23 protein-coding genes and 1 other RNA gene are annotated in these 22,141 nt (G+C 62.3%); 12 read left to right on the plus strand and 12 right to left on the minus strand.

Going from position 1 to position 22,141, the window contains the following annotated elements; all coding sequences use genetic code 11:
* The first annotated feature begins 128 nt into the window (after positions 1-128).
* Entirely contained in the window at positions 129-866 is a 738-nt protein-coding gene (locus GR183_RS10705; RefSeq protein ID WP_160775559.1) for a DUF1013 domain-containing protein, read from the plus strand.
* A 69-nt stretch (positions 867-935) separates the two neighbouring features.
* Here GR183_RS10705 and GR183_RS10710 read toward each other — a convergent pair whose 3' ends face one another.
* The 11 genes from GR183_RS10710 to tkt all read right to left on the minus strand — a co-directional run bounded on the left by GR183_RS10710 (position 936) and on the right by tkt (position 12,672).
* Positions 936-1,187 (minus strand): DUF1272 domain-containing protein, encoded by a 252-nt coding sequence (locus tag GR183_RS10710; RefSeq protein ID WP_160775560.1) that lies wholly within the window; start codon positions 1,185-1,187, stop codon positions 936-938.
* Between the two features lie 106 nt (positions 1,188-1,293).
* A complete protein-coding gene (locus tag GR183_RS10715; protein WP_160775561.1) occupies positions 1,294-2,325 on the minus strand; it encodes a peptidoglycan -binding protein in 1,032 nt (343 codons plus the stop codon).
* Between the two features lie 6 nt (positions 2,326-2,331).
* On the minus strand, positions 2,332-3,321 hold the full coding sequence (locus GR183_RS10720) for a flagellar motor protein MotA (RefSeq protein ID WP_160775562.1): 990 nt from the start codon (positions 3,319-3,321) through the stop codon (positions 2,332-2,334).
* Between the two features lie 138 nt (positions 3,322-3,459).
* On the minus strand, positions 3,460-4,254 hold the full coding sequence (locus tag GR183_RS10725; protein WP_160775563.1) for an inositol monophosphatase family protein: 795 nt from the start codon (positions 4,252-4,254) through the stop codon (positions 3,460-3,462).
* A 162-nt stretch (positions 4,255-4,416) separates the two neighbouring features.
* Positions 4,417-4,980: an elongation factor P gene (gene efp / locus GR183_RS10730; RefSeq protein ID WP_160775564.1), complete on the minus strand. Its 564-nt coding sequence runs from the start codon at positions 4,978-4,980 to the stop codon at positions 4,417-4,419.
* A gap of 189 nt (positions 4,981-5,169) precedes the next feature.
* The gene (locus GR183_RS10735; RefSeq protein ID WP_160775565.1) at positions 5,170-6,252 is read right to left on the minus strand and encodes a tetratricopeptide repeat protein; all 1,083 of its coding nucleotides are present in this window, start codon (positions 6,250-6,252) and stop codon (positions 5,170-5,172) included.
* Positions 6,252-6,893 (minus strand): thiamine phosphate synthase, encoded by a 642-nt coding sequence (locus GR183_RS10740; RefSeq protein WP_160775566.1) that lies wholly within the window; start codon positions 6,891-6,893, stop codon positions 6,252-6,254. Before GR183_RS10740 ends, GR183_RS10735 begins: the two co-directional genes overlap by 1 nt.
* Before the next feature lie 152 nt (positions 6,894-7,045).
* Positions 7,046-8,110: a class II fructose-bisphosphate aldolase gene (fba, locus tag GR183_RS10745; RefSeq protein WP_160775567.1), complete on the minus strand. Its 1,065-nt coding sequence runs from the start codon at positions 8,108-8,110 to the stop codon at positions 7,046-7,048.
* Positions 8,111-8,213: 103 nt separating this feature from the next.
* Positions 8,214-9,401, minus strand: a complete 1,188-nt coding sequence (locus tag GR183_RS10750; protein ID WP_160775568.1) for a phosphoglycerate kinase — start codon at positions 9,399-9,401, stop codon at positions 8,214-8,216.
* A gap of 111 nt (positions 9,402-9,512) precedes the next feature.
* Positions 9,513-10,520, minus strand: a complete 1,008-nt coding sequence (gene gap / locus GR183_RS10755; RefSeq protein ID WP_160775569.1) for a type I glyceraldehyde-3-phosphate dehydrogenase — start codon at positions 10,518-10,520, stop codon at positions 9,513-9,515.
* Between the two features lie 151 nt (positions 10,521-10,671).
* Complete coding sequence (gene tkt / locus GR183_RS10760; RefSeq protein ID WP_160775570.1) at positions 10,672-12,672, minus strand: transketolase; 2,001 nt, start codon at positions 12,670-12,672, stop codon at positions 10,672-10,674.
* 426 nt (positions 12,673-13,098) lie between these two features.
* Here tkt and GR183_RS10765 point away from each other — a divergent pair, with 426 nt between their 5' ends.
* From GR183_RS10765 to GR183_RS10795, 7 genes are all read left to right on the plus strand, one after another.
* Complete coding sequence (locus tag GR183_RS10765; protein ID WP_376765764.1) at positions 13,099-13,398, plus strand: DUF4164 domain-containing protein; 300 nt, start codon at positions 13,099-13,101, stop codon at positions 13,396-13,398.
* A 6-nt stretch (positions 13,399-13,404) separates the two neighbouring features.
* On the plus strand, positions 13,405-13,776 hold the full coding sequence (locus GR183_RS10770; RefSeq protein ID WP_160775572.1) for a cell division protein ZapA: 372 nt from the start codon (positions 13,405-13,407) through the stop codon (positions 13,774-13,776).
* Positions 13,777-13,886: 110 nt separating this feature from the next.
* A non-coding RNA gene (gene ssrS, locus GR183_RS10775) (6S RNA) lies at positions 13,887-14,043 on the plus strand.
* Positions 14,044-14,212: 169 nt separating this feature from the next.
* The gene (locus GR183_RS10780; protein WP_160775573.1) at positions 14,213-14,794 is read left to right on the plus strand and encodes a 5-formyltetrahydrofolate cyclo-ligase; all 582 of its coding nucleotides are present in this window, start codon (positions 14,213-14,215) and stop codon (positions 14,792-14,794) included.
* Between the two features lie 10 nt (positions 14,795-14,804).
* Complete coding sequence (locus tag GR183_RS10785; protein ID WP_160775574.1) at positions 14,805-15,635, plus strand: TIGR00282 family metallophosphoesterase; 831 nt, start codon at positions 14,805-14,807, stop codon at positions 15,633-15,635.
* A 288-nt stretch (positions 15,636-15,923) separates the two neighbouring features.
* Entirely contained in the window at positions 15,924-16,673 is a 750-nt protein-coding gene (locus tag GR183_RS10790) for a YebC/PmpR family DNA-binding transcriptional regulator (RefSeq protein ID WP_160775575.1), read from the plus strand.
* A gap of 269 nt (positions 16,674-16,942) precedes the next feature.
* A complete protein-coding gene (locus GR183_RS10795; protein WP_160775576.1) occupies positions 16,943-18,289 on the plus strand; it encodes a globin-coupled sensor protein in 1,347 nt (448 codons plus the stop codon).
* Positions 18,290-18,315: 26 nt separating this feature from the next.
* Here GR183_RS10795 and GR183_RS10800 read toward each other — a convergent pair whose 3' ends face one another.
* Complete coding sequence (locus tag GR183_RS10800; RefSeq protein WP_202395982.1) at positions 18,316-19,089, minus strand: sulfite exporter TauE/SafE family protein; 774 nt, start codon at positions 19,087-19,089, stop codon at positions 18,316-18,318.
* A gap of 126 nt (positions 19,090-19,215) precedes the next feature.
* On the opposite strand from GR183_RS10800, the gene ruvC reads away from it, so the two are divergent.
* Genes ruvC through ybgC form a run of 4 tightly spaced genes read left to right on the plus strand, consistent with a single transcriptional unit; the run spans position 19,216 to position 21,845 of the window.
* The gene (ruvC, locus tag GR183_RS10805; protein WP_160775577.1) at positions 19,216-19,737 is read left to right on the plus strand and encodes a crossover junction endodeoxyribonuclease RuvC; all 522 of its coding nucleotides are present in this window, start codon (positions 19,216-19,218) and stop codon (positions 19,735-19,737) included.
* Positions 19,734-20,351 (plus strand): Holliday junction branch migration protein RuvA, encoded by a 618-nt coding sequence (ruvA, locus tag GR183_RS10810; RefSeq protein WP_160775578.1) that lies wholly within the window; start codon positions 19,734-19,736, stop codon positions 20,349-20,351. Before ruvC ends, ruvA begins: the two co-directional genes overlap by 4 nt.
* On the plus strand, positions 20,348-21,388 hold the full coding sequence (gene ruvB, locus GR183_RS10815) for a Holliday junction branch migration DNA helicase RuvB (RefSeq protein ID WP_160775579.1): 1,041 nt from the start codon (positions 20,348-20,350) through the stop codon (positions 21,386-21,388). The genes ruvA and ruvB overlap by 4 nt, the downstream gene beginning before the upstream one ends.
* On the plus strand, positions 21,378-21,845 hold the full coding sequence (gene ybgC, locus GR183_RS10820) for a tol-pal system-associated acyl-CoA thioesterase (RefSeq protein WP_160775580.1): 468 nt from the start codon (positions 21,378-21,380) through the stop codon (positions 21,843-21,845). Before ruvB ends, ybgC begins: the two co-directional genes overlap by 11 nt.
* Positions 21,846-22,141 lie beyond the last annotated feature (296 nt).

Here is a 22,141-nt window from a genome sequence, read left to right on the forward strand (position 1 = left end):
ATGTTTGATTTGTCCGTTCAAAACGCGTATAGAGGCTCTACTTCCCTTCATTGCGATAGGACGTGGCCCTCTGTCCGGCACCCGCGCAAGCGTGCCAACGGATAGAGAACACAGGAGGATTTTATACGATGGCGAATACGCCGCTCATGCCGAAGGCGACCGCCGTCTGGCTCGTCGACAATACATCGCTGAGCTTCGATCAGATCGCGGCGTTCTGCAAATTGCACCCGCTCGAGGTCAAGGCGATCGCCGACGGCGAGGCCGCGCAAGGCATCAAGGGCCTGGACCCGATCATGACGGGACAGCTGACGCGCGAGGATATCCAGCGCGCGCAGGCCAACCCGGGCGAAAAGCTGAAGCTTGCCGACAGGAAGGTGCGCGTTCCGGAAACGAAGCGCCGCGGCCCGCGCTACACGCCGGTTTCGCGCCGCCAGGACCGTCCGAACGCGATCCTCTGGCTCGTGCGCAACCATCCCGAACTCAAGGATGCGCAGATCATGCGCCTTGTCGGCACCACCAAGCCGACGATCCAGGCGATTCGCGACCGCACGCACTGGAATTCGGCCAATCTGACGCCGTCCGATCCCGTGACGCTCGGGCTTTGCTCGCAGATCGAACTCGATATGGAAGTCGAGAAGGCGGCGAAGAACGCTCCGCCGCGTCCCGAGGGCGAACTGCCGCAGGATACCTTGCTGCCCGCCGACGAGACGACGAGCGAGGACGCGATGGCGGCCGCATTCGCAAAGCCGGCCGAAAAGCAGCCCGAGGAAGAAGAGATCGACGCCGATGCGGTCTTTGCCAAGCTCAATTCGCTGAAAGGCGGATCTGACGAGGATGAAGACGGCGAGGACGAAGAGCAGCGCTGAGCCGCCTTCGTTTTTCGGTTCCAGAAGTTCAAAGGCCGCCGGGTGTTCCGGCGGCCTTTTCTTTTTTGTTCAGCCGGTTTTCCTGGAGCAACCCTCGGGTTTATGAATGCGAACGGCTGAAGCCGGGTATTTCACGAGAAGGGCTGCCGGGCGGATGGGGCGGGCTGAAAAATTGCCTCCGCAATTCGGGCAAGCACCCTGAAGAACACCTTCAGCGCAGCTTCGGCAGAACGTGCATTCGAATGTGCAGATCATGGCCTCCATCGAATCCGGAGGAAGATCATCGTCGCAGCATTCGCAGTTGGGGCGCAGTTCGAGCATGGCATTTTCTCCTTCAGGTGAAGGTTGCCGGAGAAGCCATGCGCGAAAAAGAGCCTGATCGGATGTTTTTCCAGTGCCAATTGCAAAAGAGGCCTGGCGCGACGCGTCAGCGCTCCGTCAGCTTGAGCTCGATACGCCGGTTCCTGGCGAGCGCCTCGTCGCTGTCGCCCTCGTCAAGCGGCTGGAACTCGCCGAAGCCGGCTGCCACGAGCCGCTTGGGATCCACGCCCTGGTCGATCAGATAGCGCACGACCGAGATCGCGCGGGCCGCCGAAAGCTGCCAGTTGTTCTGAAACCGTCCCGTACCGGAAAGCGGGCGGCTGTCGGTATGGCCGTCGACGCGCAGCACCCAGTTGATTTCGGCGGGAATCTGGGCATCCAGTTCCAGGATCGCTTCCGCAAGCTTTTGAAGCTCTTCCTGGCCATCCGGGTTGATCTGGTCGGAGCCTGAGGGAAACAGAACCTCCGACTGGAAGACGAAACGATCCCCCACGACGCGGATGTCGGAGCGCTGCGAGAGGATTTCGCGCAGACGGCCGAAGAAGTCCGAACGATAGCGCGACAGTTCCTGCACGCGCTGGGCAAGCGCCACATTGAGCCGGCGGCCAAGGTCGGCGATCTTGGCCTGACTTTCCTGATCGCGATCCTCGGAAGCGTCGAGCGCGGCCTCAAGCGCTGCGATCTGGCGGCGGAGCGCCGAAATCTGCTGGTTCAGGATTTCGACCTGGGCCAGCGCGCGCTGGGAGACCTGACGTTCCTCGTCGATCTCGCCTTCCAGAACCGCGATCTGCCCTCCGGCCTGCGAGGCCGCGTCGGAAGACGACGAAAGAAGGCCCTGAAGCCGGTCGCGTTCGTTCGACGCCTCGCCGAGGCTCAGCTGCAAAGAGGCGATCTGGTCCTGCAGGTCGCGCTTGCCGGCACGTTCCAGCGCAAGCAGCTCGGTCAGCTCGCTGATTTGCGCGTTAAGGCGGTTCAGCACCGTGTCGCGGCCCGAAAGCTGCTGGCTCAGGAAAAATTGCGCCAGCATGAAGATCGACAGCAGGAAGATGATGACGAGAAGCAGCGTCGCCATCGCATCGACAAAGCCCGGCCAGAAATCCGGCCTGGTGTCGCGGCGGCGAAGGCGGGACGTTGCCATGACCGGTCAGTCCTTTGCGCGTTCGAAAGCGTCCGTCAGCGTCTTCAGAAGCACTTCGATGCGCTTTTGCTGGGCCGCCTGGTCGTCCGCCCAGTCGCGCATCATCTGCTGTTCGGAGCGTACGTGCTGCACGAGCCCTTGTATGCCTTCGGCGAGATTGGCCATCGCAAGCGCCGAATTGCGGGAGCCGCCGCCGCTCGATTCCTGCACCGTGCGGCGGAGCTGGTCGATCGACGCCTGGAGGCCGGAACTGTCGGTGGCTGCCGCGGCCTCTTCCGGCTCGATGTCGGTGAGCGTCGACAGCCAGTCCTCGAGCTCGTTGTAGAAGCGGTTCTGCGCCTGCCCTGCCTGAAGGTCGAGGAAGCCGAGGATCAGCGATCCGGTCAGGCCGAAGAGCGATGACGAGAACGCCGTTCCCATGCCCGACAGGGGGGCCTCGAGCCCGGCTTTCAGGTCTTCGAAGATGACGTTGGCATCGCCTGAACCGACGTCGAGCGACTGGATGGTCGATCCCACCGCGCTCACCGTCTGCAGAAGGCCCCAGAACGTGCCGAGCAGGCCGAGGAAAACCAGAAGGCCGGTAAGGTAACGGGCCATCTCGCGCGCCTCGTCAAGGCGCGTGCCGATGGAATCCAGGATCGAGCGCATGGTCGACGTCGACAAGGTCATTTCGCCGACCTTGTTGCCGAGCAGCGTCGCCATCGGCGCCAGCAATACCGGCGGACGTCGCACTTCGAGCCCAGGATCGCCGACCCGGAAGCCGTTCACCCAGGAAACTTCCGGGAAAAGCCTGATCACCTGCCGGAAAGTCAGCAGGATGCCGATCAGCCCGACGCCGATGATGAGCCCGTTGAGGCCCGGATTGCTCATGAAGGCGGTTGCGATCTGCCGGTAGAGGATCAGGGCGATCATGGCGGTGATGACCAGGAATATGATCATCCGCCACAGGTATACCCACGGGCTGGAAAGGCTGTACGGATCGTAGTCGCGTGCCATGGGTTGAGGCCGGGTCCCCGATTTCAATGCGTCATTTGATAGCGTGATTTCACAGCTTCTGGAAACCCGGAATCTGGCGATATTCTCACGTCTTCATGAGGAAACAGCGGGTTAGGCCCCGAAAAAGGCGGTGAAACCTCACGCGTTGGCGGTAACCAGCAGCCGCCGCAGCTCCGCTTGCACCTTTTCGTTGCCGGCGATGATCGATTGTGATTCGAAAACGCGGTCCCGCCCGGCAAGGTCGGTGACGAAACCGCCCGCCTCGCGGACCATCAGCATGCCGGCGGCCACATCCCAGGGGCTGAGCCCGTGTTCCCAGTAGCCGTCGAAGCGGCCCGCGGCCGTCCAGGCAAGGTCGAGGGCCGCCGCCCCGCACCGGCGGATACCGGCAACCTCGCCCATTACATGGCGCATTTCCTTGAGGCAGCGCGCATGGTCACCCTTGCCGAGGAAGGGAATGCCGGTGGCAATGACGCAGTCCGGCATGGAAGAGCGGTTGGCGACCCGCAAGCGGCGGTCGTTCATGAAGGCGCCGCGTCCGCGCTCCGCGGTGAAAAGCTCGTCCATCACGGGGTTGAAGATCACACCGGCGACGATCTGTCCCTGCCGTTCAAGCGCGATCGAAACGGCGAAGATCGGGATGCTGTGCAGGAAGTTCGTGGTGCCGTCGAGCGGGTCGACGATCCAGCGGTGCTGCGGATCCTCCCCCTCGATCTCGCCGGATTCCTCCATCAGGAGGCCATAGGTAGGCCGTGCCTTCTGCAACTCCTCGCGCACGATCTTTTCCGCCTTGTGATCGGCGGCGGAGACGAAGTCGCTCGGCCCCTTGCGCGATACCTGGAGGTTTTCCACCTCGCCGAAATCGCGGGCAAGGCTTCGGCCCGCCTTCATCGCTGCCTGGACCATCACGTTGAGAAGGGCGGAACGCGCCATGTCGAATAACCTGTCTATTGCTCAAGATATTGAATCTGAAGCGAATTCTTGTCGGCCGGATTACCTCATCCGGCAAGACAAGCGCTCAAGATCTTCAAATGACATCCGGCGCGAGCGGCCGCCCGCGCCAGACAGTATCGGTTCAACCGTATCGCGGCGCGCTTACTCGGCGCGGCGCACGTATTCAACCGCCTCGGTGTCGACGACGATCTTCTCGCCCGCCGTGATGAAGGGCGGAACCATGACCTTGACGCCGTTTTCCAGAAGGGCCGGCTTGTAGGAGGAGGATTGCGTCTGTCCCTTGACGACCGCATCGGCCTCGGTGATCTCGAGCGTAACGTGCTGGGGCAGGGTGATGCCGATCGGGCGTTCCTCGTGAAGCTCCACGGTGACCATCATGCCGTCCTGCAGGAAAGCGGCGCGGTCGCCGACGAAATCGGACTGAAGTTCCAGCTGCTCGAAGGTTTCGGTATCCATGAAGATCAGCATCTCGTCCTGGGTGTAGAGATACTGGAAGTCCTTCTGCTCCAGGCGAACGCGCTCGACCTTGTCCTCGGACCGGAAACGTTCGTTGAGCTTGCGCCCGTCGAGCAGATTCTTCATCTCCACCTGGGCGAAGGCGCCGCCCTTGCCGGGCTTCACGTGCTGGACCTTCACGACCGCCCAAAGCGTATCCTGATGCTGAAGCACGTTGCCGGGCTTGATTTCGTTTCCGTTGATTTTCATGAGCGGGACCGTTCGGTTGTCTTGATCGGAATTCTGATGGCGTATGTGGCGGCGCGCGTCGCAAGGCCCGTGCTGCGTGAAAGTCCGCGCAAAAAGGGAAGGTCGCTGCCTGCGCGGGGCCTGTCCATCACAAAACCGGGCGGGGATCAAGCAAAATCGCCAAATTGTGCGGTTCGGCGGTATCGATTGTCACGGGCTTTCGGCGGCGGGATCGACCGGAGCCGCCGGTATGACCTGACCGAAGGCGAGCGCCTTTTCGCGCGCCTTCTCGCGTTCGTCCACGCTCAAGGAGGAAATTTGGCCGTCAAGCTGAAGGTCCGATACGCCGGCGGAACGGGCCAGAAGGTGCCATTTGGCGCCTTCCACCAGGTCCACCTCGCGCCCGCGTCCGGCGAAATAGATCCGGGCAAGCCGGTTCATGGCAACCGGATTGCCGGCACGCGCCGCCCTTTCGAACCAGTCGGCGGCCTCGCTCTCGTTCGGGTCGACGCCGCGGCCCTGGAACCGCAGGATGCCGTAGTAGACCTGCGCCGCCACATAGCCCCGGCGGGCGGCCCTGCCCATCCAGAAAGCGCCGAGGCGCTCGTCGCGCTCCTCCTCGGTTCCCTCAAGCAGCACGAGCGCCAGGGAATATTGCGCATCCGTATCGCCGAGTTCGGCAGCCTGTTTGAGCAGTTCGAGCGCCCGAACAGGATCAAAGGGCCGTCCTTCGCCTGACTGATAGAGCACGGCGAGATTGTATATCGCCTCCGGCACGTTCGCCTGCGCTCCGATCTCGAAAAGCTCGGCGGCCTTTTCCTTGTCCTGTGGCACACCGTCGCCGGCCAGATACAAAAGCGCAAGGCGCACGGCGGCGCGTCTGTCGCCGGCATTGGTTGCCAGTTCGTACCAGCTCGCCGCCTTCTCCTTGTCCTGGGAGATGCCGTATCCGGCTTCGTAAAGCACGCCGATCAGGGTCTGTGATTGCGCATTCCCGGCTTCGGCAAGCGGCGTGGCAAGGGAAAAGGCCGTCAGGTACCAGCCGCGCTGAAACGCGCCATATGCAAAATCCCGGCCCTCGCCCTCCACTGAAACGGGCAGGGGCGGGGCGATGTCGATCGGGCTTGGAAAGACCGGCAGGCTCTTTTGCTCTTCCGGTTGCCGTTCTTCGGCTGGCGGCAGGGTCTGCGTTTTCTGCGCCGCGTTCGTCTGCGCGGCCGTTTCCGCGTTTTCCGCAAGCCAAAGACAGGCGGAAAGCGCAATGACCGGGATGAGACGCAGCGGCAAGATCATTAACCTTCGGCCTCGCTCAGCTCGAACCCTGCAAGAATGGCATTCGCCTCGCGCACGCCCGCCGCAGGGCCTTCCGGGTGCTGCCAGACGACGTCGCGAACCGCCACGAATTCGGCGCCGGTTGCCGCGCATTCCTTCACCGAGGTCATGTCGGAGCCGGCGAATGCCACGCAGGGCACTTCGAATAGGTTCGCCCACCAGGCGGAGAATTCAAGCGTCTTTCGATGCGCTTCCGGCGTATCCTCCCGGTCGATGCGGCCAAAGAAGACATAATCGATGCCGGTTTCGGCGAGTTCCATGGCTTCGTGGCGGGAAAAAATCGCGCCCGCGCCCACGATCAGTCGCGGCGAGAAGCTTTCGACAGCCAGTTTGACATCCTCGATCCGTGCGGTGCAGTGCACCCCGTCGGCATGCACACGGCCGGCAACGCGCGTGCTGTTTTCGATCAGTACCGCGACGTCGGATTTCTGGGCAAGCGGAACGACGCGGGTCGCAATCCGCTGCAGCGCGCTTTCCTCCAGCCCGTTGCCGGCGATCAGGAGCGTGGCGATATCGCCACCGGAAAACGCGCTTTCAAGCGCCGGGAGGAATGCCTCCAGTTCATAGGAGGCGGGAGTTACGAGAAAAAGACGCGGATGCAATGTGACAGGCTCCCTTCCGCCCGCTGCGGAGCACGACCGTTCGGTACGTGAATTAACGTTAAGGCGTTGATGTCACGGCCAACGTAAGAGAGCAAGGGGGCAAAAGAGGGGCCATGGCGCCCCTCTGTCTTGTTGCAGGAAGGTTTCCGCCGTCAGCCGATCTTGGGATCAAGCTCGCCCGACTGGTAGCGCTTGGCCATTTCGGCGAGCGGTATCGGCTTGATCTTGCCCGCCTGACCGGCGGTGTTGAAAAGCTCCAGCCGTTCCGCGCAGAGCTTCGTCATGGCTTCCATCGCCGGCTTCAGGTACTTGCGCGGATCGAATTCGCCCGGGTGTTCGGAAAGAACGCGGCGGATCTGGCCGGTCAGCGCCATGCGGTTGTCGGTGTCGATGTTGATCTTGCGCACGCCGTTCTTGATGCCGCGCTGGATTTCTTCCACCGGCACGCCCCATGTCTGGGGGATTTCGCCGCCGTATTTGTTGATTATGTCCTGCAGCTCCTGCGGCACGGACGACGAGCCGTGCATGACGAGGTGCGTATCGGGCAGGCGGCGGTGGATTTCCTCGATCACATGCATGGCGAGGATCTCGCCGTCGGGCTTGCGCGTGAACTTGTATGCACCATGCGAAGTGCCCATGGCGATGGCGAGCGCGTCCACCTTGGTTTCACGCACGAACTTTACCGCCTCTTCCGGATCGGTCAGAAGCTGATCGTGGCTGAGTTTGCCTTCCGCGCCATGCCCGTCTTCCTTGTCGCCCATGCCGGTTTCCAGCGACCCCAGCACGCCGAGCTCGCCTTCCACGGATATGCCGCCGAGATGGGCCATGTCCGCTACGGTCTTCGTTACCCCGACGTTGTAGGTCCAGTCGGCGGGCGTCTTGCCGTCCTCCATCAGCGATCCGTCCATCATCACGGATGTGAAGCCGGCCTGGATGGCCGTCATGCAGGTGGCGGGATTGTTGCCGTGGTCGAGATGCACGCACACGGGGATGTGCGGATAGATTTCCACGACGGCGTCCATCATGTGGCGAAGCATGACGTCATGCGCATAGGCGCGCGCGCCCCTGCTTGCCTGGATGATTACCGGCGCGTCGACGGAATCGGCTGCCGCCATGATCGACAGCGCCTGCTCCATGTTGTTGATGTTGAAGGCAGGCACACCGTAATCGTGCTCGGCGGCGTGATCGAGTAGTTGACGAAGCGTGATGCGGGCCATTTCTTTTGGTCTCCCTTAGTACACAGCGACCGTGTCCGCTTTTCCAGCAGCTCGCCCTGGAAATCCAGATGGACGTGAGTCTACCCGTAAAAATGGAATGTTGCTATTCGAGGGCGGCGACGCCGGGCAGTTCCTTGCCCTCAAGCCACTCCAGAAACGCGCCGCCCGCCGTCGAGACGTAAGAGAAGTCCTCGGCCACGCCCGCATGATTGAGCGCGGATACGGTATCGCCTCCGCCGGCGACGGATTTCAGTTCGCCCGCCTTCGTGCGCTCCGCCGCGTGGCGGGCCGCGGCCACGGTCGCCCTGTCGAAAGGTTCGATCTCGAAAGCGCCGAGCGGCCCGTTCCACACAAGCGTCTTGGCCTTGTCGATCCTCGCGTTGACGACCTCGATGGACGCCGGACCGACGTCGAGGATCATGGCGTCATCCGGGATCGCATCCAGCGACACGGTTTCGCTGGCGGCGCCCGCCTTGAATTCGCGCGCGATGACGGCGTCGACGGGCAGCACGATCTCGCAACCGGCCTTTTCCGCTGCCGCCTTGATCGCGCGGGCGGTATCCGTGAGGTCGTGCTCGCAAAGCGACTTGCCGATGTTCACGCCATCCGCTGCGAGAAACGTGTTGGCCATGCCGCCGCCGATCACCAGCATGTCGACCTTGGCGACGAGGTTTTCCAGAAGATCGATCTTGGACGAAACCTTGGCCCCACCAACGACCGCCAGAACGGGGCGTTCCGGCGTCGAAAGCGCGAGTTGAAGCGCTTCGAGCTCCGCCTGCATCGTGCGTCCGGCATAGGCCGGCATATGATGGGCAAGCCCTTCCGTCGATGCATGTGCGCGATGGGCGGCGGAAAAGGCATCATTGACGAAAGCATCGCCGTTTTCGGCAAGTGCTGCGACGAACTCAGGCTCGTTCTTTTCCTCGCCGGGGTGAAACCGCGTGTTTTCCAGAAGCAGGATTTCGCCGTCCGACATGCCGTCGACGGCGGATTTCGCGGCCGGACCTATGCAATCCTCAACGAAGCCAACGGGCGCCTCGAGACGTTCGGACAGCGCAAGCGCCACGGGCCGCAAGCTCATTTCCGGTACAGCCTTGCCCTTCGGGCGGCCGAAATGGGCCATCAGGATGACTTTGCCGCCCTTTTCCGAAATTTCCCGGATCGTCGGCAATACGCGGTCGATGCGCGTGTAGTCCGTCACGATACCGGCATCCATCGGCACGTTGAGGTCTACGCGGGTCAGCACGCGCTTGCCTTTGAGGTTGGCGTCGTCGAGGGTCTTGAATGTCATGTCAGTCCACCGGAAAAAGAATTGCCGCCGGGCGTTTCATTCCCGGTCGGCCAGATACGGTTCTCGTCCGAAGAAAAAGGCCCGCTCTTTCGAACGGGCCTTTTTATTTTGTCAGATCAGCTTCGCCATTGCCACGGCGGTGTCGCCCATGCGGTTGGAGAAGCCCCACTCGTTGTCGTACCAGGCAAGCACGCGGCAGAAGCGGTTGTCCATGACCTTGGTCTGATCGAGGTGGAAGATCGACGAGCGCGGATCATGGTTGAAGTCGATCGACACGTTCGGTTCGTCCGTATAGCCGAAGGTGCCTTTCATCGGACCGTCCACGGCCGCGCGGACCGCTTCGTTGATCTCTTCGGGCGTGGTGTCGCGCTTGGCGATGAACTTGAAGTCGATGACCGAGACATTCGGCGTGGGAACGCGGATCGACACGCCGTCGAGCTTTCCCGCGAGGTCCGGCAGCACGAGGCCCACGGCCTTGGCCGCGCCCGTCGAGGTCGGGATCATCGACACGGCGGCGGCGCGCGCCCGGTAAAGGTCCTTGTGCATGGTGTCGAGCGTCGGCTGGTCACCCGTATAGGAGTGGACCGTCGTCATGAAGCCCGTCTGGATGCCGACCGCGTTGTGCAGCACGTGAGCGGTGGTGGCGAGACAGTTCGTCGTGCAGGAGGCATTGGAGACGACGATGTCGTCCTTCGTCAGCGTTTCGTCGTTGACGCCAAAGACGATCGTCTTGTCCGCGCCGGAAGCGGGAGCGGAGACCAGAACGCGCTTGGAACCGTTTTCCAGATGCACGGCGGCCTTTTCGCGCGTGACGAAGATGCCGGTGCACTCCAGCGCGATGTCGACGCCAAGCTCGCCCCAGGGCAGTTCCTTCGGGTCGCGAAGGGCCGTGACCTTCATCGGGCCGCGGCCGACGTCGATCGTGTCGCCTTCGACCGTCACCGTCGCGGGGAAGCGGCCATGGACGGAATCGTAACGCAGAAGGTGCGCATTGGTTTCCACCGGACCGAGATCGTTGATCGCAACGACTTCAATATCCGTGCGGCCGCTTTCGATGATCGCGCGCAGAACGTTGCGTCCGATACGCCCGAAACCGTTGATCGCTACTTTAACCGCCATGTTTCACTCCATCATCCTGTTGCTCGGCTCGCCGTCCCGCGCCCGGATGACCGGGGAGCTTGAGGAAAACGGACGGGACGCGTCGCAATCGTCATACATAAGGTGCCTGTGTCGCGCCTCACCCGAGCCGCCGCAAGGCCCAATCGGACGTTCAGCCTTCAACCTTTTCGTGAAGACGCGCCTTCGCCGCGGCGGCGACGGCTTCCTTCGTTATTCCGAAATGCTCGTAAAGCGCCTGATAGGGGGCGCTCGCGCCGAAGCCGGTCATGCCGACGAAGATGCCGTCGGCGCCGATGAAACGGTCCCACCCCATGCGGATGCCGGTTTCCACGGCGATCTTCACCGGCGCATCGCCTACGATCGAGGCCTTGTAGTCTTCCGATTGCGCCTCGAACAGTTCGAAGGACGGCACGGAGACGACGCGGGTCTGGATGCCCTCGGCGGCAAGCAGCGCCTTGGCCTCGATCGCAAGGCCCACTTCGGAGCCGGAGGCGAAGATCGTGACCGCCGGATCGTCCGCGCTGTCGTCAAGGATATAGGCTCCGCGGGCGCAGAGATTCTCCGCGTCGTATGTCTTGCGAACCGAGGCCAGATTCTGGCGAGTAAGCGCGAGCACGCTCGGTGTTTTGCGCGATTCGAGGGCCAGTTCCCAGCATTCCAGCGTCTCGGTGATATCGGCCGGGCGGAAGAAGTTGAGATTGGGGATCGCGCGCAGCGCCGCGTAGTGCTCGACCGGCTGGTGGGTCGGACCGTCTTCGCCAAGGCCGATGGAATCATGCGTCATGACGTGGATGACGCGCTGCTTCATGAGCGCGGAAAGGCGCATTGCCGGGCGTGCATAGTCGGAAAAGACAAGGAAAGTCCCGGAATAGGGGATCACCCCGCCATGCAGCGCCATGCCGTTCATGCCGGCGGCCATGCCGTGCTCGCGGATGCCCCAATGGATGTAGCGCCCCGAGAAATCGTCCGGCGTGATGGACTTGGTCTGGGCGGTCTTGGTGTTGTTGGAGCCGGTCAGGTCGGCCGAACCGCCGATGGTTTCCGGCACGGCCTCGTTGATGGTGCCGAGGATCCGCTCTGAAGCCTTGCGGGTCGCGACGTTCGGCTGTTCTGCGGCGAGTTTTTTCTTGAGCGCGTCGAGCGCGCCCTTGAAACCTGCGGGCAGGTCGCCGCGCATGCGGCGCTCGAATTCGCCGCGCGCCTCGCCGTCGGTTTCCGCCAGGCGCTTTTCCCACTCCTTGCGGGCCTGGCCGGAGCGAAGGCCGGCGATACGCCAGGAATCCAGAATGTCGGAAGGCACCTCGAAGGGCGCAGCGTCCCAGCCGAGCGCCTTGCGCGCGGCTTCAAGCTCTTCTGCGCCAAGCGGCGAGCCGTGGACTTTTTCCGTGCCGCCCTTGTTGGGCGCACCGTAGCCGATGGTGGTCTTGGCGGCGATCAGCGTCGGCTTGTCCGACTCGCGCGCGCTTGAAAGGGCGGCGGCGATCGCCGCCGGATCGTGGCCGTCGATGGAGATCGTTTCCCAGCCGCTCGCCTCGAAGCGCTCGATCTGGTCGGTGCTGTCGGAAAGGGAGACCTTGCCGTCGATCGAGATGCCGTTGTCGTCCCAGATGACGATAAGCTTCCTGAGCTTGAGATGGCCCGCAAGCGAGATCGCCTCCTGGCTGATGCCTTCCATCAGGCAGCCGTCGCCGACGATCGCATAGGTGTGGTGATCGACGAGACTGGGGCCGAACTCCTCCGACAAATGGCGTTCGGCGATCGCCATGCCTACGGCGTTGGCGAGTCCCTGGCCGAGCGGGCCGGTGGTCGTTTCCACACCGGCGCCGTGCCCGTATTCCGGATGGCCGGCGGTGAGAGAGCCGAGCTGGCGGAAGTTCTTCAGCTGGTCGATCGTGAAATCTTCCGAACCCAGCAGATAGTGAACGGAATAAAGCAGCATCGAACCGTGCCCGGCTGAGAGCACGAAGCGGTCGCGATCCGGCCAGTCGGGCTTCGTCGGGTCGTATTTCAGAAATTGCCCGAACAGGACGGTCGCGACATCGGCAATGCCCATGGGCAGCCCCGGATGCCCCGATTTCGCCTTCTCTACGGCATCGGCGGAAAGAAAACGGATCGCATTGGCCATGCGATTGTGTTTGGCAAGATCGGTCATCGAATATCCGTCGCTCAGCCCGGCCCGGGCGGGTCGTCACAATTCAGTTGGCGTGGCCTTCCCGTGAACGGCGGATACCGGATTGTTCGCCGCAAACCGCGAAATCCGGGGCCGTTCCGTCAGGCGCCACGACACATATCAGGAACGTTCGCCGAGTCAACAAAGCCCGACAGCAACGGAGCCTTCGAATATTGCCGTTGCATGAAATGTCGTTGACCGTTGACGGTTTTTCCCCTCGCCGGATAGTTTCGCTTAAATTTCGCCGAATCTATCGTATTCGAAAGGAATCGCGCATTCTTGAGATTTATGACGCTACGTAAATATGATAGCGCGAACGGAATGAAAGTTGCCGGCCGGACCGCGGCGAGCCGGAAGATCGTTCGAAAGCGAACGGAAGTCGAAAAGAGGCATAATCCGCTTGAGAAAATGGCCATGAGCGAAAATCCGGATGCGACGCCGGCGGTCGACGCTTCGCTTCAGCGTTTGTCCCAGGCGATATCCAAACTCGAAAGTGCCGTGGAGCGGCGGCTCGATGCCGATACGTCGCTCGGATCTCTGCAGGACGAACTGCAGCGCCTGGGTGAAGACCGCTCCCAGCTGGCCGAAACCCTGGATAAGGCGGAAGCGCGCGCAACGCGGCTGGAGGAAGCCAACCGGGAGGTTTCGCGCCGGCTCGTTTCGGCGATGGAGTCGATCCGCACCGTTCTGGAAGCGCACGGAGGCTGACCGGCAATGCCGCAAATAACAGTGACGATAAACGGCCGCAGCTTTCGCATGGCGTGCGACGAGGGCGAAGAGGAGCGGCTGACGTCGCTCGCCGAACGTTTCGACGGCTACATAGAAACCTTGCGCGAGAGTTTCGGCGAGATCGGCGACCTCAGGCTCACGGTCATGGCCGGCATCATGGTCACCGACGAGTTGAGCGAGGCTCAAAGGCGACTGAAGGCGCTGCAGGATGAGAATTCCACGCTGCACAACGGTCACTCGGAACTGGCGGAAGATATCGAGCAGGACCGAAAGAAGCTCGTGGACGGGCTGAACGAAGCCTCCGAGCGTATCGAGGCGATCGCGGAAAACATAACCGCGTCAATTCGTCGCCGGTAGCAGGTTTGGCCAAGCGCCCGGCGCCGGATCGGGCGGGCGAATTTCCGTACAAAAAAACGTCAGGATTCACCGCTGGCATTCGGCACGGCTCGAAGCTATATGATCGTCCGGTGCGGCTGCGCGGCGCGTTGGAGATATATTCTCGGGGCCTTACGCATCCTTTGGGAGCTGTCCCTGCCCTTGGCCGTGGTCTCGGGCAAAACGGCGCCCACCTACTTATGTAGGTCTCCCGGGATTGCGAGCTCCAACGGTCGAGGCGGCTGCACATCCTGCCTCTTGCCCTGCAGGTGCCGGCGGGAAGGTTCTTTTTCCGTCCCGCGTCGCATCGGTGCCAATTCGTGACGCCGGGCCTGATTGACCCGGACGCGGAGCGTTGCGAGGTTTGTGCCCGGGTTCAAACCCGGCAAGCAACCGGGCGCAGGTGCGGGAGACGCAGGTGACGGCACTTTCGGAAATCCGGTCGAAGAAAGCAGAGCTTCGCCGCGCGGCACTCGCGCGCCGGGGAACGCTTTCGGCCGAAGAACGTATCGAGGCGTCGCTCGATCTTGCCGGGCGGATCGGCGGGCTCGATATTCCGCCGGGAACGGCCGTTTCCGCCTTCTGGCCGATCCGCGACGAGATCGACCCGCGTCCGGCGATGCAGATACTCGCGGACAGGGGGCATGCGCTTTGCCTTCCCGCGATCGTCGACGGGGAACTGGTGTTCAGGCGGCTCGACAGCGAGACGCAACTTGTCCAGGCGGGCTTCGGCACGGTCGAGCCCGGACCTTCCGCACCCGTCTTGTCGCCTGAGGTCATGCTGGTGCCGCTCGCGGCATTCGACCGTCGCGGCCATCGCATCGGCTATGGCAAGGGATACTACGACCGCGCGATCGCAAAACTCCGGCGATCCGGCGATCCGATTTGCATCGGCATCGCTTTCTCCATACAGGAAGTGGAGGAAGTGCCTTTCGAGGACCACGACGAGCCGCTTCGCTCCATCGTGACGGAGGGCGCCGTGATACATTGCCCGGAGTAGTTCGAACGTTATGCGCCTGCTTTTTCTCGGAGATCTCGTCGGCCGCGCAGGCCGCACCGCCGCCCTTGAGGCATTGCCGCAGCTGATCGAGGACAATCGGCTCGACTTCGTCATCGTCAATGGCGAGAACGCCGCGCGCGGCTTCGGCATCACCGAGGAAATCATGCAGGACGTGCTGGACGCCGGGGCCGATGTCGTGACCACCGGCAATCACGTCTGGGACCAGCGTGAGGCGCTCGTCTTCATAGAACGTCAGGAGCGGCTGCTGCGCCCGCTCAATTTCCCGGCCGGAACGCCCGGCCGCGGTGCCAATCTCTTCACCGCGAGAAACGGCGCGCGCGTTCTGGTGATGAACGTCATGGGCCGGATTTTCATGGAGAGCCTCGACGATCCCTTCGCCGGGGTCGAAGCCGCACTCGACGCCTGTCCGCTTGGCGACGTGGCGGATGCGGTCGTCATCGACGTTCATGCGGAGGCGACGAGCGAAAAGCAGGCGCTCGGCCATTTCGTGGACGGGCGCGCGACGCTCGTGGTGGGAACCCATACCCATGTGCCGACGGCGGACCACCAGATCCTGCCGGGCGGCACGGCGTATCTCAGCGATGCGGGGATGTGCGGCGACTATGATTCCGTGATCGGCATGGACAAGGAAGAGCCGGTGAGCCGGTTCATCCGCAAGATCCCGTCGGGCCGCTTTCAGCCCGCCCAGGGCACGCCCACTGTCTGCGGCGTCGCCGTGGAGGTGGACGACACGAGCGGTCTCGCCACGGCGGTGGCTCCGCTCAGGATCGGCGGGCGGCTTTCGCCCGCCTGGCCGCCGTTTTGGCCGGCAGCGCAATAGTCAAGCCTGGCGCATCTTCGCCGCCGCAAACCGCGCGCGGAGCCGATCTCTGGATTTTATTCGCCGTCGCCCTTATAAGCGTGCCGCAGCCAGTGTGGTGAATTTGAAATACGCCTCAAGTCAGAAGCCGTCGCCGGAACGTATTTCAAGTTCGAAAACCACACTGGAAACAGAAATTTGCCGGTCACCCTTTTGAATCTGAAGTTCGTTCAGAGCATGCCGCGAACACAGACGAACTTCAGATTCGGGTGACTACAGACGGACAGGAAAGACGAGCCGAGAACCGAGATGGCCGGACATTCACAATTCAAGAACATCATGCACCGCAAGGGCCGGCAGGATGCGGCCCGCTCGAAGCTTTTCTCCAAGCTTTCCAAGGAAATCACCGTTGCCGCGAAGGTGGGCGGGCCGGATGTGGACTCAAACCCGCGCCTGAGGCTGGCGGTTCAGAACGCCAAGGCCCAGTCCATGCCCAAGGACAATATCCAGCGGGCGATCAACAAGTCCCAGACGGGCGACGGCGACAATTACGACGAAATCCGCTACGAGGGCTATGGCCCCGGCGGTGTCGCGGTCATCGTCGAAGCGCTGACGGACAATCGCAACCGCTCCGCATCCAATGTGCGCTCCTATTTCACGAAATGCGGCGGCTCCATGGGCGAAACCGGTTCGGTCGCCTTCATGTTCGACCGCGTGGGCGAGATCGTCTACAAGCCGGAAGCCGGCGACGCGGAAGCCGTGCTTGAAGCCGCGATCGAGGCTGGTGCGGATGATGTCCAGTCCGACGAGGACGGTCACGCCATCACCTGCAGCTTTGAAGATCTGGGCGATGTCTCCAAGGCGCTCGAGGAAACGCTCGGCGAGGCGGAAACGATCAACGCCGTGTGGAAGCCGCAGACGCTCACGCCGATCGACGCCGACAAGGCGCAGACGATGCTCAAGCTGCTTGCGCTTCTCGACGATGACGACGATGTCCAGAACGTCTATGCGAATTACGACATCGACGCCGAAACCATGGCGAGCCTTACGGCCGCCTGAGGCCGTCGGGCGAGTGGCTGTGGCGATCGGCAAGGGGCGCGGGCGACCGCGCCTTTTTATTGCTTTTGCATCATATTTGAGTGATCGGCGATAACTGCGGCGCGGCGCACGGGCGTTGCCGGGCGGCATTGCGCGGAAATTGGCCAATTTTTGCGTTAGAATATCGTAACGTGAGCAATTTCAATTGTTTAGATCGGAGTAATATCTGCATATCTATACCTGTCCGCAGGCAGCCTACGGCATAATTGAACGGCACTTGCGGAGGAACAATGAGCACTCAAAAGTCGATTACCGAGCGTCTCGCCTTCAACCAGATTTCCGAGGAAACGAAGGCCACGTTGCGCGAGGCCAGGCCGGTTATCCTTGAGGTGCTGCCGAAGGTTCTCGAAAACTTCTACAAGCACGTCGCGGAATTCGAGGATACCTCCCGGCTCTTCCGGGATACCTCCCACATGCAGCATGCCCGCGATATGCAGCTTCGCCACTGGGCGCTCATCACCGAAGGAAAATTCGATGACGCCTATGTCGCCTCGGTGACGCGTATCGGCGAGGTTCACGACAAGCTCGGGCTCGGGCCGCGCTGGTACATCGGCGGCTACAATTTCATGATGAGCGGCCTGATAGAGGAAATCGCGACAAGAGGAAGCGGGGTCTTCAAGCGCGGCAATGCGGAGAAAATAGCGCGCATCCAGTCGGCGATCGTCAAGGCCTCGCTGCTCGACATGGAGCTGGCCCTTTCCGTCTATCTCGATGCCGGCGAGCGCAACCGGCGTGAGACGCTGGAAAGGTTGGCTTCGAAGCTCGACACCGCCGTCGGCTCCATCGTCGATGTCGTGGTCGAAAAGATCAGCGAACTGGAAGCGGTGTCGGACAATCTCGGGACGGTTGCGGAGGAAACGACGGGCCATGCATCGGCGGCAAGCTCGGCTGCCGGCGATGCCGCGTCGAACGTTCAGACGGTCGCCTCGGCAGCGGAAGAGCTTTCCGCGAGCGTTCGCGAAATCGCCCGCCAGGTGCAGGAGGCAAGCCAGATTTCGACCTCCGCCGTGGAGGAGGCCGCGAAGTCCAACGAGAAAATCCGTTCGCTGACGGCTGCATCCCAGAAGATCGGCGATATCGTCAATCTGATCAGCGATATCGCCGGCCAGACGAACCTTCTCGCGCTCAATGCGACCATCGAGGCGGCACGCGCCGGCGAAGCGGGCAAGGGCTTTGCGGTGGTCGCTTCGGAGGTGAAGGGACTTGCCGAGCAGACCTCGAAGGCCACGGCAGAGATCGCGGCCCAGATCGGCGAAATCCAGTCGGCCACGACGGAATCCGCCGCCTCGATCGAGGGGATTACCAGCACCATTCAAAGCATGAATGAAATCTCGACCGCGATTTCCGCCGCCGTGGAAGAACAGGGGGCGGCGACCGAAGAGATCACGCGCAACATCACCTTCGCCTCGCAGGGAACGGGGCACGTTTCGGAAGGGATGCGCGCGATAGCCGAGGGCGTGGACGCAACGAGGTCCGTTTCAAGTCATGTCCGCGACTGTTCGAACGGACTTTCCGATCAGGCGAACAGCCTCAAGGCCCAGATGAGGGAATTCATCGCCTCGATACAGGCGGCGTGAATCGCGATCCCGCGCGCGTCCTGCGGCTACTGCCCGGATGCGCGCAGGATATCGTCAAGGGCCGGCATGCTGGCGATTACGGCAAGCGCGATCAGCGAGTAGGCGACGGCACGGTAGATCTTCGGATCGGCCTTGCCGAAGCCGCGCGATCCCAGATAGATCGCGAACCCGTATACCGGCACCGCAAGCACCAGCAGCCTCAAGACGTCGCTTGTGAAGAAACCGCTCACTGCATAGGCAACGTAGGTCATCACGCTTGCGAGCGCGAAGAACACCATAAGATTGGCGCGGATGATGAAGTGCGGTTCCGGGCCCGACAGCCAAAACGCCACCATCGGTGGACCGGCAAGCTGGCTGACCCCTCCCAGAAAGCCGGAGCTGACGCCGACGCCGAACGAGATGGGCGCTGTCGGCGTGCCCTTGTAGCGCCAGCCTGACAGAAGAAGCGCCAGAAGCATGGCGGCGATGATCGTGATCGCCCAGCGCAGCGCCAGCGTATCGGCTACGGCCAGGACATAGGCGCCGGCCGGAACGAAAAACGCCGCGCCGATAACGGCGGGCAGTACGGTCTTCCAGTTGCAGATCCTCACGGAACGCATGACGATCGGCAGCGTTATGAGACTGTCGATGACGAGGAGCATTGCCGCCGCGAGGCGTGGATCCACCGTCGTCGACGCGATCGGCATGATAATCATTCCCGCACCGAAGCCTGAAAAGCCACGCACGACTCCGCCGACGGCAATCGCGGAAATGACGATGAAAATGCCGAGCCCGTCGAGCTTGCCGAAAAAGGCGGACATGAAAAGCCTTGTCTTGGACGCGCCACCGTGAAGTAGGCTTTCACAGGGTCGAAAACGGGGGATTTGAGTGAGGTTAGCTACGAGTTGGCTGGCGTCAAAGGCAATTTGGCGTTACCGCTTTGTTCTATGGATCACGCGATTCGCATACTCGGTATCGACCCGGGCCTCCGCCGGACCGGCTGGGGCGTGATCGAGACTATCGGCAACCGCCTCTCCTTTGTATCGTCCGGCACGGTAACTTCCGACAATCGCCGCGACCTCGCGGATCGCCTGCGCCAGCTTCATGATGGGCTGAAGGAGGTGATCGACAGGCACGATCCGGATGAAACGGCCGTCGAACTCACCTTCGTCAACAAGGATGCCGGGGCGACGCTTAAGCTCGGCCAGGCGCGCGGCGTCGCCATGCTCGTTCCCGCGCTTTACGGGCTCAATGTCTGTGAATATGCGCCGAACCTCGTAAAGAAGACGGTCGTCGGCACGGGGCATGCCGAAAAGGAGCAGATCCGCACCATGGTGAAGGTGCTGATGCCGAAAGCCACCTTCAATTCGGACGACGCGGCGGATGCGCTCGCCATCGCGATCTGCCACGCGCAGCATCGCAACGTGCCGGCGGCAAGGCTCAGGCAGGCGGGAGCGCTTCCCTCATGATCGGCAAGCTCAAGGGCACCGTCGACAGCTATGGCGAGGATCATCTCATCCTCGACGTGCATGGCGTCGGTTATCAGGTCTATTGCCCGTCGCGCACGTTGCAGACGCTGCCCGGCACTGGCGAGGCCGCGGTCTTGTTCATCGAAACCATGGTGCGTGAGGATCTGATCCGCCTTTACGGCTTCGCAGCCGAGGCGGAGCGCGAATGGTTCCGCCTGCTCATGACGGTGCAGGGCGTGGGCGCAAAGGTGGCGCTTGGCGTCCTGGGGGTCCTGAAAGCCTCGGAAATCGCCAACGCGATCGCGCTTGGCGACAAGACGACGATTTCCCGCGCGCCGGGCGTCGGCAAGCGCGTGGCCGAGCGCATAATTTCCGAACTCAAGGAAAAGACGCCGTCGCTTGCGATCGCCGAGTCCGGGATTTCGGTGCTAGCGCCGGATGAAAATGCGTCCTCGGCTCCGGATTCGGTTCGCGACGCGGTTTCTGCCCTCGTCAATCTGGGATATTCCCAGATCCAGGCGACGAATGCGGTCGCCAAGGCGCTTGCTTCCGCCGGTAACGGCGCGGGTGCCGAAACGCTGATCCGCCAGGGCCTCAAGGAGCTTTCGACATGACCGGCGAGGAACGCCTCGTCAGCCCTGAAATTCGCGGCGATGAGATCGACACCAGCATGCGCCCGCAGGCGCTTGACGAATTCATCGGCCAGAAGCTGGCGCGCGCCAATCTCAAGATTTTCATCGAGGCGGCCAAGGCGCGGGGCGAGGCGCTCGACCATGTGCTTTTCGTGGGTCCTCCGGGGCTTGGCAAGACGACTCTCGCTCAGATCATGGCGCGCGAGCTTGGCGTCAACTTCCGCGCGACCTCGGGCCCGGTGATCGCCAAGGCGGGCGACCTTGCGGCGCTGCTGACGAACCTTGAAGAGCGCGACGTCCTCTTCATCGATGAAATCCATCGCCTCAATCCGGCGGTGGAGGAAGTGCTCTATCCGGCGATGGAGGATTTCCAGCTCGATCTGATCATTGGCGAGGGGCCGGCGGCGCGCTCGGTGAAGATCGATCTGGCGAAGTTCACCCTTGTCGCCGCCACGACGCGGCTCGGCCTTTTGACGACGCCGTTGCGCGATCGTTTCGGCATTCCCGTGCGCCTTCAGTTCTACACGACGGAGGAACTGGAGTTCATCGTGCGCCGTGGCGCGCGCATTCTGGGCCTTTCCATGACCGACGACGGCGCGTCGGAGATCGCCAAACGATCGCGCGGGACGCCCAGGATCGCCGGGCGTCTTCTGCGGCGCGTGCGCGATTTCGCGATCGTTGCGGGCGACGGCCAGGTGACGGCGAAAATCGCCGATCGCGCGCTGACGCAGCTTGAGGTCGATGCCGCCGGCCTCGATCAGCTCGACCGGAGGTATCTGACCCAGATCGCGGTCAATTTCGGCGGCGGTCCCGTCGGCATCGAGACGATCGCGGCAGCGCTATCGGAGCCGCGCGACGCGATCGAGGAGATCGTCGAGCCCTATCTCATCCAGAACGGTTACCTGCAGAGGACCCCGCGCGGGCGCATTCTCACGGCACTGGCGTTCAGGCATCTTGGCCTTAGCCCGCCGCAGGCTGCGGATCTGCCGCAGATGGGGCTGTTCGCCGATGAGGAGTGAGGAAAAGGGCGGTTCAGACTGGCCGGATCTTGCCGGGCGGCTAACCGATCATGGCCACATCCTGCCCGTTCGCGTTTACTACGAGGACACGGATTTTACCGGCATCGTCTACCATGCGGCATACCTCAAGTTCATGGAACGCGGACGGTCCGACTTCCTGAGACTTTGCGGCATTCACCACCGCGAACTGGAAGCCGGGCATTATGGCGAGGCGCTCGTCTTCGCCGTTCGCCACATGGAGCTGGACTTCCTCAAATCCGCGCGTATCGACGATGTTCTCGAAATCGTGACGACTTGCGAGGAAGCGCGGGGCGCGCGCCTGAGGCTCGCGCAGTCCGTACGACGGCAGAATGAAGTTCTCCTGTCGGCCCGTGTCGAGATCGCTGTCATTTCGCGTGAGGGCAAGCCTCGCCGCCTGCCCCGGGACCTCGCCATGCGGCTTTCCGCCGCAACTTGAAAACCGGGGCTTTCACGCATCACGAAAATATTGCCATCGCAAGTCGGACGGCTTGAGCGTTGCCGTTTGCAACACTGTTGCAACGCATGGTCATGATCACGCCAAGTTTTGTTTGATTTTAACGCGTCCGTAACCTTAACGGGCTCCTAATCGCCACGTTTGACAAGCATGGCGAAGTCCCAGTTTCGCCATCATCAAGCGTCACTAGAGCGTTCTGTCTTTTGAGGAATGCGGACAAAAAGCTCTAGCACTTTGAAAGTGAAGAACTTTCCTGCTTTCAGGCAGGTCCACCTGAA

Origin of the sequence: Stappia sediminis (assembly GCF_009826895.1) — a bacterium.
In the GTDB taxonomy this organism is placed as follows: Bacteria; Pseudomonadota; Alphaproteobacteria; order Rhizobiales; family Stappiaceae; genus Hongsoonwoonella; species Hongsoonwoonella sediminis.

Excerpts from the sequence above, each read along its gene's own strand:
- GR183_RS10705 (WP_160775559.1), top strand. The coding sequence starts at position 129 with ATGGCGAATACGCCGCTCATGCCGAAGGCGACCGCCGTCTGGCTCGTC.
- GR183_RS10710 (WP_160775560.1), bottom strand. The coding sequence starts at position 1,187 with ATGCTCGAACTGCGCCCCAACTGCGAATGCTGCGACGATGATCTTCCT.
- GR183_RS10715 (WP_160775561.1), bottom strand. The coding sequence starts at position 2,325 with ATGGCAACGTCCCGCCTTCGCCGCCGCGACACCAGGCCGGATTTCTGG.
- GR183_RS10720 (WP_160775562.1), bottom strand. The coding sequence starts at position 3,321 with ATGGCACGCGACTACGATCCGTACAGCCTTTCCAGCCCGTGGGTATAC.
- GR183_RS10725 (WP_160775563.1), bottom strand. The coding sequence starts at position 4,254 with ATGGCGCGTTCCGCCCTTCTCAACGTGATGGTCCAGGCAGCGATGAAG.
- efp (WP_160775564.1), bottom strand. The coding sequence starts at position 4,980 with ATGAAAATCAACGGAAACGAAATCAAGCCCGGCAACGTGCTTCAGCAT.
- GR183_RS10735 (WP_160775565.1), bottom strand. The coding sequence starts at position 6,252 with ATGATCTTGCCGCTGCGTCTCATCCCGGTCATTGCGCTTTCCGCCTGT.
- fba (WP_160775567.1), bottom strand. The coding sequence starts at position 8,110 with ATGGCCCGCATCACGCTTCGTCAACTACTCGATCACGCCGCCGAGCAC.
- GR183_RS10750 (WP_160775568.1), bottom strand. The coding sequence starts at position 9,401 with ATGACATTCAAGACCCTCGACGACGCCAACCTCAAAGGCAAGCGCGTG.
- gap (WP_160775569.1), bottom strand. The coding sequence starts at position 10,520 with ATGGCGGTTAAAGTAGCGATCAACGGTTTCGGGCGTATCGGACGCAAC.
- tkt (WP_160775570.1), bottom strand. The coding sequence starts at position 12,672 with ATGACCGATCTTGCCAAACACAATCGCATGGCCAATGCGATCCGTTTT.
- GR183_RS10765 (WP_376765764.1), top strand. The coding sequence starts at position 13,099 with ATGGCCATGAGCGAAAATCCGGATGCGACGCCGGCGGTCGACGCTTCG.
- GR183_RS10770 (WP_160775572.1), top strand. The coding sequence starts at position 13,405 with ATGCCGCAAATAACAGTGACGATAAACGGCCGCAGCTTTCGCATGGCG.
- GR183_RS10785 (WP_160775574.1), top strand. The coding sequence starts at position 14,805 with ATGCGCCTGCTTTTTCTCGGAGATCTCGTCGGCCGCGCAGGCCGCACC.
- GR183_RS10790 (WP_160775575.1), top strand. The coding sequence starts at position 15,924 with ATGGCCGGACATTCACAATTCAAGAACATCATGCACCGCAAGGGCCGG.
- GR183_RS10795 (WP_160775576.1), top strand. The coding sequence starts at position 16,943 with ATGAGCACTCAAAAGTCGATTACCGAGCGTCTCGCCTTCAACCAGATT.
- GR183_RS10800 (WP_202395982.1), bottom strand. The coding sequence starts at position 19,089 with ATGTCCGCCTTTTTCGGCAAGCTCGACGGGCTCGGCATTTTCATCGTC.
- ruvC (WP_160775577.1), top strand. The coding sequence starts at position 19,216 with ATGGATCACGCGATTCGCATACTCGGTATCGACCCGGGCCTCCGCCGG.
- ruvA (WP_160775578.1), top strand. The coding sequence starts at position 19,734 with ATGATCGGCAAGCTCAAGGGCACCGTCGACAGCTATGGCGAGGATCAT.
- ruvB (WP_160775579.1), top strand. The coding sequence starts at position 20,348 with ATGACCGGCGAGGAACGCCTCGTCAGCCCTGAAATTCGCGGCGATGAG.
- ybgC (WP_160775580.1), top strand. The coding sequence starts at position 21,378 with ATGAGGAGTGAGGAAAAGGGCGGTTCAGACTGGCCGGATCTTGCCGGG.